Genomic DNA, 10557 nt, shown 5'->3' on the forward strand with positions numbered 1-10557 from the left:
ACCAGTGATGAAACTAACGATGCCACCAATTAAATTTTTGAGAAAACCGAACATGAGACTGACTCCTGAGTTCTATATTTGTAACCTTGACTGTAATGTTAAAAATTACGTCGAAATACTAACTTATTTGTCGATTAGCAATGTATTCTACAAACTGGATTGGTTGGTTTTTCATCCAGCTTCATACTAACGGTAAAGGTGGCGGACTCTTGTTAACTAAGACTTACAAGCTGCCAACACTGAAAACTAATTATTAAATTTTACCGTAACTGAGAGCAAGATTCTGAAAGGAAGCTTAACATAATTTAACATTGTTTTTTGGGACGGGTATCTATTACCTATATCAATAGTAGTATTTTCAACCAATCAGAAGAGTGTCATAATCAGGCTGCGGACGGGGATCAGACTGAGTTACATTTTCTACAGACTGGATATAGATTGATTAAACAATGGAAATTCACAACCAGCAGCGTCATGCCGTGGTATTGGTGCATGGCATTACCGATACAGAAGCTGTATTTAATCAGATGGCTATTAGTTTGGCTCAACAGGGTTGGCCGGTGTATTCTCTGAATTTAGTCCCGAACTGGGGTGAAGTCGGTCTTGATGTGTTAGCACAGCAACTAGCTGATTATATTGCCAAAACTTTTGCACCAGAAGCACCCTTGGATATAGTCGGCTTTAGCATGGGTGGAATTGTCAGCCGTTACTATATCCAACGTTTGGGAGGAATTAACCGTGTGCAACGGTTCATTACGATTTCTTCACCACATCATGGTACGGTGGTTGCTTATGCTTCGCAGAATCCAGGATGTATGCAAATGCGTCCTAACAGTGAATTTCTCAGAGAGTTGAATCAGGATGCTATGATGTTGCAGCAGTTAAACTTTACTTCGATTTGGACACCTTATGATTTGATGATTGTCCCGACGAATAGCTCTAAAATGCCTTTAGGCAGAGAAGTGATCATCCCAGTCGCGTTACATTCATGGATGCTGACAGACTCGCGGTGTATAGCATCTGTAGCCGCAGCCTTGGCAGAACCGATTAAGCGCGATCGCCAATCTCTGCGTATTCATAGCTACCAAAAATCGCCTCTGGGTGGCAATAATACTTAAATTCCATTAAGTTATAAAACGGATCTTCTAAAAAGAAAGTACGATGCTCTAGGGGAGAACCAGGAAAACGGTTTTTCGGCAGTTCACGAAACGACAATTGTTTTTGTTGTACGTGCTGTAGCAGTGTTTCCCAGTCTGTTTGTTCGGTAAAAATCAAACCAAAGTGTCTGGGATAAATAGTCCGTTGGGGTGTTAACGGTTCTTTGGTGAGATGAGCTACTAATTGATGACCATAAAGATTCAAAATTAGAGCATGGGTATTTTCGCGTCCGGGTGTACAGCCCAAGCCATCAACATAATAAGCTTTTGCCTGAGCGATATCAGTAACAGGGAAAGCGAGATGAAATAAAGTTTTGCTCATAGGATTTACCAAGAGACGCGATGAATCGTGTCTATACAAGAGTAGTTAATTGAAATACAGTTTTAGGATACCTTAATATCATGTCCGGCTAATTACTTATGATAAGTTTGCGATGCTGATCTTTTCTCTTTTCTCTTTTCTTGTTCCCTACCCCAACAGATATGATAACGATTCAACCGGACATGATATAACTTCTATTCTATTGGCGGCTTTGGCATCATCTTGAGGAGTCTTGTAGGGTGCGTCAGACTGATAAATGTATTTTTGCTATCTGAGGCACCCTGGAACATAATTTTTTTGCGGTTTTGCCTGTTTATTGATATTTCTACCCGTAAAGTGAATATAAACTATCTACTTTAGGGATGAGGAGGTCGAGGAAATCAAGCAGATACAGGTTTGAGCAAGATACTGTAGGGTATTGTGAATTATGACGGCTAAAGTCGCCTGTCAGTGATAAAATTCGCTATTCTGTTGATATCTTGGCAAAACTATTGATGGTTGATGGCTGATGTTCTCATTTTTTAGCTCTGCCAATCCTTGGTTAGTGGGAATAGGACTGAACACTATTTTATTAAGTTTAGTGTGGTTTGCGCCTAAAAAGCTGCTGACTCCTGCGGGAATACTCCACGCTTGGTTACTGGGTGTGTTGATTTGGGGAACTCTAGGTTGGCAGGGATATGTAGTGGTAGGGTTCTATTTTTTAGTGGGTTCTGGTGTAACGCGCATTGGTATGGCAGAAAAAGAAGCGCAAGGCATTGCTGAAAAGCGTTCAGGCGCAAGAGGCCCGGAAAATGTCTGGGGTTCGGCATTGACTGCGGCGTTGTGTGCTGTAGGATTGGGATTAATTAATTCCGGACTGATACCTAGTTCCCAGTTGCCTGTCTCTCATCTGCAATCTCTACTGTTATTGGGCTATGTTGCCAGTTTTAGCACTAAACTGTCTGACACCTGTGCTAGTGAAGTGGGTAAAGCCTATGGTCAACGTACCTTTTTGATTACGACATTGCAACCAGTGCCTAGAGGTACAGAGGGGGCGGTGAGTTTAGAGGGGACTTTGGCTGGTGTTGTGGCTTCCGTGGCGATCGCTATTTTAGGTTGGAGTGTGGGGTTGCTGCAACCGTTGGGTATTGTTTGGTGCGTTTTGGCTGCTTTGATTGCTACTAATTTAGAAAGTGTAATTGGGGCAACTGTACAAGCTGAATATACTTGGCTGACGAATGAAGTCGTTAATATTATTAACACTCTGATTGGTGCGATCGCCGCTATGCTATTCGCATTCATCTGGATAAGTCTTCAGTAGAGAGGTAAGACAGTAGGGAGTAGGGAATAGAGGCTAAAAGCTAGTGTTTTTACTCAAGACTTAGCACTCTTTACTTGTTAACTTGATTAGCATTTACCCGGTTATTTTGCAGCTTCATAAATATAGGTGAAGTCACTTTCAGCTACATAGTTGAATTTGACCATTTTGCCTGTGACCAGAAATCGCCATTAAAATATTATTTTGTTAAAATCTCTTATTGCTTACCATTGCTTATAGTTTATAAACTTATAGCTGTTTTTACCAGGTGATTTCATGGAAACTTTATCCTTTTTGAGTATAGATGACCAACCAATTTCTGTAGAAAAGACAGTACAATATCTGCAAACTTCAGGCAAACTTGCTCAATTCATCGGCGATATTATGCGTCAATATGTGATTGAGCAAGAAATTAACACGCGAGATGATATTGAAATTAGTCCAGGCGTAACTGAACAGGCTATTATTGATTTTCGCCTAAAAAATCAGTTAGCTGACCCTGATACCTTTCAAGAATGGCTCAAACAAAATGGTACAGATTACCCCAGATTCCACGCATCAATTGTTTTGAAATTTAAGGTAGACAAACTCAAATCTGTAGTTACTGCAACTAAACTGTCAGAATATTTCATTGAACGCAAAATCTTTCTAGATCGGGTGGTAATTTCGCGGATTATCGTTGATAGTCGAGAACTAGCAGAAGAATTACAAATCCAAATTGAAGAAGGAGGTAATTTTGAGCAATTAGCTAAGGAATATTCACTAGCAGATGATCGGGTTTTTAACGGCATGATGGGCCCCGTTAGCCGGGGAACGATGCCCGATATTTTAAGGGCTGCTATTGATATTGCCAAACCTGGGCAAATCATAGGGCCGATAGAAATTGAAGGACGTTATGGTTTGTTTCGTGTAGAACAATTTTTGCCAGCGTCTTTAGAAGATACTCAACTACAGCAAGCACTACAAAACGAATTATTTGAAAAATGGCTAGCGGAGAAAATTCAAAAGCTGACAGTCAAATTACAAGTAAGTTAGAACTTCAGGAAAATGAATCTCTAAGAAAAAACTTGCTAGCTGCTATACCTTGGCATCAACCGCCGCTAAATTTGCTCAATCCTGAGCAAAAATCCCAATTAGAACAGCGTTTAGAAACCCGTCGCTATCGACTAGGTGAGAAAATTTGGTCAAACGAATTGGGAGGCTACCAGTTTTTAATTATTGCTGGTAAAGTGCGTCTGCGGGAAGAGGATACAGGGCAACCTTTAGCAGCTTTAGAAGCGGGTGATTGGTTTGGTGACTTACAAAAACTTGCAGGAGATTACAAAGTTGTAGCGGCTAGTAAAGAGGTAGCAGTAGTTTGTTGGGAGACGAAACTGTGGGCGGAAATATCTACCCCAGAGATGGAACAGTTTTGGTTAGGTGTGAAACAGCCGGAAAATCCAGAAATCGCCGCAGGGGCGCAAGCATTCCCCGTCATCACACCAGAATCAACGCCAACAACACCAACTCCTCCACAGACAACCCAAAATTATCCGTTTGTGGCTAGTTGGAATACGGGGGCTGCTTGTTTAACAATGGCTGCCCAACAGTTAGATAACTCGGTAAAACTGGAATGGGTTCAACGCCAACTGCGGGGACAAAATCCTAAGCAAGTGGTAGAAGCTGGCGAAAAGTTGGGTTTAACGCTGCGACGGTTACAAGTTAGTTGGGCGGAATTGCGTCAATTGTCGTTTCCGGTGTTATTGCAGTGGCAATCGCACTCATCTAAACAAGCGGCTTGGGTAATCGCTTATGGGATGAAAGGCGATCGCTTAATTATTGCTAATCCTTTAAATCCTGACAACCTATGTGAAAGCTTACCCCAGTCAGTAGTTGATCAATTCTGGGATGGTAAGTTATGGCAAGTTGAACTGATATCCCAACAAGAAAAATTTAACCTGAGTTGGTTTACCCCTGCGGTTTGGCGATATCGCGGACTTTTAGGCGAAGTCTTACTAGCTTCTTTTACTTTGCAGCTATTGGGCTTAGGAACACCTTTAATTACTCAGGTGGTAATTGATAAAGTCATGGTACAGGAGAGTTTACCCACTCTCGATGTCATGGCGATCGCACTTTTATTTATCGCCTTATTTGAGTCTATCCTGGGAATTCTCCGGCTATTTATCTTTACTCACACAGCCCGACGCTTAGACTTAAGTTTATCAGCGCAGTTATTCCGCCATCTCATGCGTTTACCCTTGGCTTATTTTGAGTCAAGGCGCGTCGGGGATACCGTCGCCAGAGTGCAGGAACTTGAACAAATCCGCCAATTCCTCACAGGTACAGCACTAACGGTGATTTTAGACAGCATCTTTGCCGTGGTGTATTTGGCATTGATGTTTTACTACAACATCTCTCTCACCATTGTGGCGTTAGCAGTGTTACCACTGTTTGCCACCTTGACATTAGTGGCGACACCGATTTTACGGAACTGGCTAAACGAAACCTTTAACCGCAACGCCGACAGTCAATCATTCTTAGTAGAGACAGTCACAGGCATTCATTCTGTCAAAGCCCATGCGGCGGAATTAGTAGCGCGCGATCGCTGGGAAGGTTTATTTGCTCGTTTCGTGCGTACAGGTTTCAAAGCTTCCACCACATCTAATATTAGCAGTAATATAGGTGACTTCCTCACTAATTTTTCTGCTTTATTAATTCTGTGGTTTGGAGCTAAATTAGTCATTGAACAAAAGCTGACAGTCGGGCAACTGGTAGCCTTTCAAATGCTATCAGGCAGAGTCACAGGGCCATTATTGCGGTTAATTCAATTATGGCAGAATCTGCAACAAGTTTTACTTTCAGTAGACAGAATTGGCGACATTCTTAACGTTGCCCCAGAAGCCGAAACGGGAACAGGGTTAGTTTTACCACCCCTAAAAGGACAAGTTACTTTTGAGCAAGTATTTTTCCGATATAAAGCTAACACTGAACCTGTGTTAAGGGGAATTTCCTTTAATGTCGAACCAGGGCAATTTGTTGGTATTGTCGGACGCAGTGGTTCTGGTAAAAGTACCCTTTCTAAACTCTTACAAAGACTCTACCAAATTGAATCAGGACGCATTCTCATTGACGGCTTTGATATCAAGAGTGCAGACTTAGCTTCCCTGCGCCAACAAATTGCTGTAGTTCTCCAAGAAGACTTTTTATTTAACGGTTCCATCTTGGAAAATATCACCCTTGGTAATCCTAACATTACCGCCGAGCAAGTAGTAGAAGCAGCCAGATTAGCCGTAGCCCATGACTTCATCAGTCAACTACCTTACGGTTACGAAACTAACGTCGGAGAAAGAGGTACAGCTTTATCTGGGGGACAAAGACAACGCATTGCTTTAGCAAGGTTGTTTCTTGCCGACGCACCGATTTTAATCTTAGATGAAGCTACCAGTGCCTTAGATAGTGAAACAGAACAACAGGTATTGCAAAATCTACAAAAAGTATCGGCTAATCGAACTGTATTTCTAATTGCTCACCGCTTTGCCCCGCTAAAACGAGCCGACCAAATTTTAGTCTTAGAAAAAGGCGTAATTGCTGAACGTGGTACACATTCACAATTATTACAGCAAAAAGGTTTGTACTGGTCACTTTATCAACGCCAGCAAGCAAATGTTTAGCAGATTCAAACCATAGTAAACACGTAAAAATTACGCCACCTATCAACCCCAAACCCCTCTTTTATAGACGCGATGAATCGCGTCTTTTCATTTTAGATATAATATCTCATCACAAATTGCCACCAAATATCATACAAAATCATCCGCGTTTATCTGCGTCCATCTGCGTTCAAACATTAAAATATTCAATCTTTATACAATCGTGCGTACCGCAAAATATTTGTTTAGAAACTTTGACTTTTCCAAATTACTTTAAAATTTGAAACATCTATATTTGTCAACAAAATAAACCCTGAAAACCAGCCAACACCTGAATATTTTCTCACGTAAATGACAAAAGATATCTGTAAATCGACAATCTAAATAAATCATTAAAAATTAATTGCTAAATTTTGGTAAAAACCACAGCAATTTACTGATTTATTTCATAGTAATTATGGGCTAAGGTGGCAAATTTATACCTGAAAACCTTGCACCAAGGTTTTATCAATTAATGCTGCCAAAAAAAACAGATATTTTCTTAGAGGAGCAAATACCTATGCCCAATTATGATGAGAGTCTCAAATCCAATTCTTTTGACGGGCAAACTTCTCAGTATCTCTCCTCACTTAATACATTTAATCCAGAGAATAACTATAATTCACAAATCAGTGCTAGTAGCTTTGTCTCAGCAACAGATAGTATTGCTACTGCTAGCAGCAGTTATAATTCCAAAGATGGCTATGGCTTAATTGATGCGTCTAAAGCCGTGTCTGAAGCCACTGGGCAGAATCCCTATAGTGATGTTCCTCAGCTTGGGGGAAATAATTGGGGATTAGATATGATTAAAGCCCCGGAAGTGTGGAACAATGGATATACAGGTAATGGAATTGTGGTTGCAGTCATTGATACGGGTGTGGACTACAATCACATTGATTTAAAAAATAATATTTGGACTAATAGTAGAGAAATTGCTGGTAATGGCATAGATGATGATGGTAACGGCTATGTAGATGATGTGCATGGTTGGAACTTTGACGGTAAAAATAACAATACCTTAGATGACAACGGACATGGTACTCACGTTTCTGGGATTATTGCGGGTGAGAATAATGGCTATGGTGTGACGGGTGTGGCTTACAATGCCCAGATTATGCCTGTGAAAGTGTTGAATAGTTCGGGTTCGGGTGCGTATAGTGCGATCGCTAACGGTATCTACTACGCTGTAGATAATGGTGCGAAAGTCATCAACCTCAGCCTAGGCGGTGATTTTTCTAGCCAAACGCTCAAATCTGCTGTTGAATATGCTAGCAGTAAAGGCGTAATTGTCGTCATGGCAGCAGGTAATGATGGTGGTTCATCACCAGGGTATCCCGCCCGCTATGCTGATAAATCAGGAATTGCTGTTGGTGCTGTCAATCAAGATGGTAATTTGACTGACTTCTCTAACCGTTCAGGTAACAATCAACTGGCTTACGTTACAGCCCCAGGACAGAATATTTACTCTACTTTACCAGGAAATGAGTACGCCAGTTATAGCGGTACATCTATGGCATCTCCTTATGTTGCTGGTGTAGTTGCCTTAATGCTGAGTGCTAACCCAAATCTGACGGCAAGCCAAGTCAGACAAATCATTACAGGTACAGCAAATAGTAGCGATCGCAATAGCAATAATACACCAACACCAGGCTTTGACTTCAACCCGTTTCTAGATAACTTCCTGGGAGGTTTCTCCACGAATATTTCAGCCAACCAGCCTTTTAGTTCTCACCTCAAATCTTTTTCAGACAGCAACACTCACACAAATAGCTCAAATCTGGAACACAGTGATAAATCACTGACTGCCAAAGTTCAGTTTGAATACCTGTATTCTGACAGTAAACCTGTTCACAGTTTAGCCAACAGCCCCACCGATATTAATAACGGTAATCTTGATTTTGGGCAATTAATCAATGACATTATCAGACAACTGGAAGACTATCAAAAACTGTTGCGGTAGTTGAGGACATGTAAAATATACCATATCATGTCCGGCTAATTACTTATGATAAGTTTTCGATGCTGATCTTTTCCCTGTTCCCTTTTCCCTTTTCTTGTTCCCTGTTCCCTGTTCCCTACCCCAACAGATATGATAACTATTCAAACGGACATGATATTACTCACCTTAACACTGTTTAGCTGAGGACGGACTGACAAAATCGTGTAAGTCTGCATCCCAAATACTCATATAAATTGAACCACAGTTGTTACGTACAATTTGGCCTTTAACCCTACCGACAGTAAAAGTAAAATTGTCTTTCTGACCCTGGTATACTTGTTGCAAGCCCTGTTGAATTTCGCCAGTAGCTTGACCGCTTAACTTACCATTGAGAGTAGTTTGCATAACTTGCAAACCTACAGACTGGGCAAAAGATGCCTCAGTTTGTCTTAGCACTCCCGTATTCCGATCAAATAAGTAGCCTAAGTCAATTTGGTTGGGGGCTACAGTATAGACAACAGCACGAGTATTACCCCACAAACCTCTTAAATCTCGCTTTGGCTTTCCAAGTGCGGCTTCTACCTTGCTTCTGGATGTACCTGTAGGAAAGGCGGGAACGCCGGGCTTGCTAGTATTTTCTTGTTTGTGCGGGGGTTGTGTTGGTGGTGGTGAATTTGTCTGTGTTGGAGTTACGACAACGGTTTGATTGTCTGTTTCTGGTTGTGGTGCTAATGTTTCTTGAGGTTGTGGTGCTGATGTTTCTTCAGGCGTAGGCGTATCAACTGCGACAGGTGTATTGTCTGATGTGTCTGAAAGATTTTCCTCGACTTCCTGGTTTGTAGTCTGGGGTAATTGTGCAGAATTGACTGGCTGTTGGTTGGAGTCAGACGTAATAGGGGATGGGGAAGGAATGGGTAAATTAATGTTGGGTGAATTAGTGGGTATGGGCGTGGTAGCCTGCGCTTCAGATTGCGGGATAGAATTGGGGACAGGATTATTCGCAATGGGTGGGGTAGATGGTGATTGACGAGTCAGACTAGATATTGCTACCCCACTAATTAAACCACCAACTATCAAACCGGCGAACATCCAAATAGGCGGTTGTGGTTTTTTCTGGGGAATTCTGGCAGGTGGTGATAGTGCCTGAGTTTGTTGGGTAGGTTGCACTGTAGCAGTATGATTAGATGCAGGGGCAACAGTGCGATCGCTCGTAGAATTAGTATAACTAGATAAAGCATACAGCATTTTCTTGGCAGTGCTGAAGCGATCGCTCACCTGCGGTTTAATCGCCTGATTCAGCACCCTCGCTAAATCTGGGGAAACATGAGGCACATCTTGTTGCCAAATAATCTCACCTGTGTGTGGGTTTGTGGGCAATGCTTCCGGATTTTTACCAGTTAACAAAAAAATTGCTGTCAAACCTAAGCTATAAATATCAGTAGCATAAACTGGCCTACCTATCGCTTGTTCACTCGGCATATAACCAGGTGTACCAATCACCATCGAACGGGTAGCATAAGCTGGAGAACTTGCTACTGAACGAATAGTTTCCTTAACTGCGCCAAAATCAATCAGAACCGGCTTCAAATCACGGGAACGCAGAATAATGTTATCTGGCTTAATATCCCGGTGAATAATTCCTTTACTGTGGACATAATCCAAAACTGAAAGTAGGCTAATGAGAATATCTCTCACTATCGTTTCATTTTCATAGCCTTTAGCTTTGACAATATCTCTTAAAGTCTGACCTTGAATCCATTCTTGCACAAGGTAAAACTGCCCATTCTCTAAAAAGTAAGCATAGAGTTTGGGTATTTGGTCACTATTTTCGCCCAAATATTCCAAAGTGGCAGCTTCTCTTTCAAATCGCTGTTGAATTATTTGATAGGTTTGGGGGTTATTTGCAACGGGTTTAAGCTGCTTAATCACGCAACGACGGCGGGAAGGCATGTGAGTATCTTCCGCCAAAAATGTTTCCCCAAATCCACCAGCACCGAGTACCTGAATCACTTGATAGCGATTGTTCAGCAGAATAGATGTCATGAACAGTTAAATATGTCCGCCATTTCTCAATGTACATCACGTTGTCAATCTAGGTTATGTTCCGTGAACTACCTACACTGCCGCAAGCGGTCAGTGTAGGCTTCCTGCCCAACAGAAAGCGCAGTAGTGGA

Annotated in this window: 7 protein-coding genes; 5 read left to right on the forward strand and 2 right to left on the reverse strand. The window is 41.7% G+C overall.

The genetic code is table 11. The features are described 5' to 3' along the window. Positions 1-449: 449 nt before the first annotated feature. Positions 450-1118, forward strand: a complete 669-nt coding sequence (locus tag AACS98_RS16480) for an esterase/lipase family protein (RefSeq protein ID WP_066381790.1) — start codon at positions 450-452, stop codon at positions 1116-1118. Here AACS98_RS16480 and AACS98_RS16485 read toward each other — a convergent pair. Further along, on the reverse strand, positions 1048-1479 hold the full coding sequence (locus tag AACS98_RS16485) for a VOC family protein (protein ID WP_066381792.1): 432 nt from the start codon (positions 1477-1479) through the stop codon (positions 1048-1050). The two genes, AACS98_RS16480 and AACS98_RS16485, sit on opposite strands and share 71 nt — an antisense overlap. A gap of 508 nt (positions 1480-1987) precedes the next feature. Here AACS98_RS16485 and AACS98_RS16490 point away from each other — a divergent pair. From AACS98_RS16490 to AACS98_RS16505, 4 genes are all read left to right on the forward strand, one after another. Beyond that, positions 1988-2779 carry a TIGR00297 family protein gene (locus AACS98_RS16490; protein ID WP_066381794.1) on the forward strand — a complete coding sequence of 264 codons (792 nt, stop codon included), beginning with the start codon at positions 1988-1990 and terminating at the stop codon, positions 2777-2779. A gap of 273 nt (positions 2780-3052) precedes the next feature. Further along, the gene (locus AACS98_RS16495; RefSeq protein WP_066381795.1) at positions 3053-3811 is read left to right on the forward strand and encodes a peptidylprolyl isomerase; all 759 of its coding nucleotides are present in this window, start codon (positions 3053-3055) and stop codon (positions 3809-3811) included. Beyond that, entirely contained in the window at positions 3760-6426 is a 2667-nt protein-coding gene (locus AACS98_RS16500) for a type I secretion system permease/ATPase (RefSeq protein ID WP_066381802.1), read from the forward strand. The genes AACS98_RS16495 and AACS98_RS16500 overlap by 52 nt, the downstream gene beginning before the upstream one ends. Positions 6427-6964: 538 nt before the next feature. Further along, complete coding sequence (locus AACS98_RS16505) at positions 6965-8404, forward strand: S8 family peptidase (protein WP_066381806.1); 1440 nt, start codon at positions 6965-6967, stop codon at positions 8402-8404. 165 nt (positions 8405-8569) lie between these two features. On the opposite strand, the gene AACS98_RS16510 is transcribed toward AACS98_RS16505, so the two are convergent. Further along, on the reverse strand, positions 8570-10426 hold the full coding sequence (locus AACS98_RS16510; protein WP_066381804.1) for a serine/threonine-protein kinase: 1857 nt from the start codon (positions 10424-10426) through the stop codon (positions 8570-8572). Between the last annotated feature and the right edge of the window lie 131 nt (positions 10427-10557).

Source organism: Anabaena sp. CA = ATCC 33047, from assembly GCF_963870205.1.
GTDB lineage: Bacteria > Cyanobacteriota > Cyanobacteriia > Cyanobacteriales > Nostocaceae > Trichormus.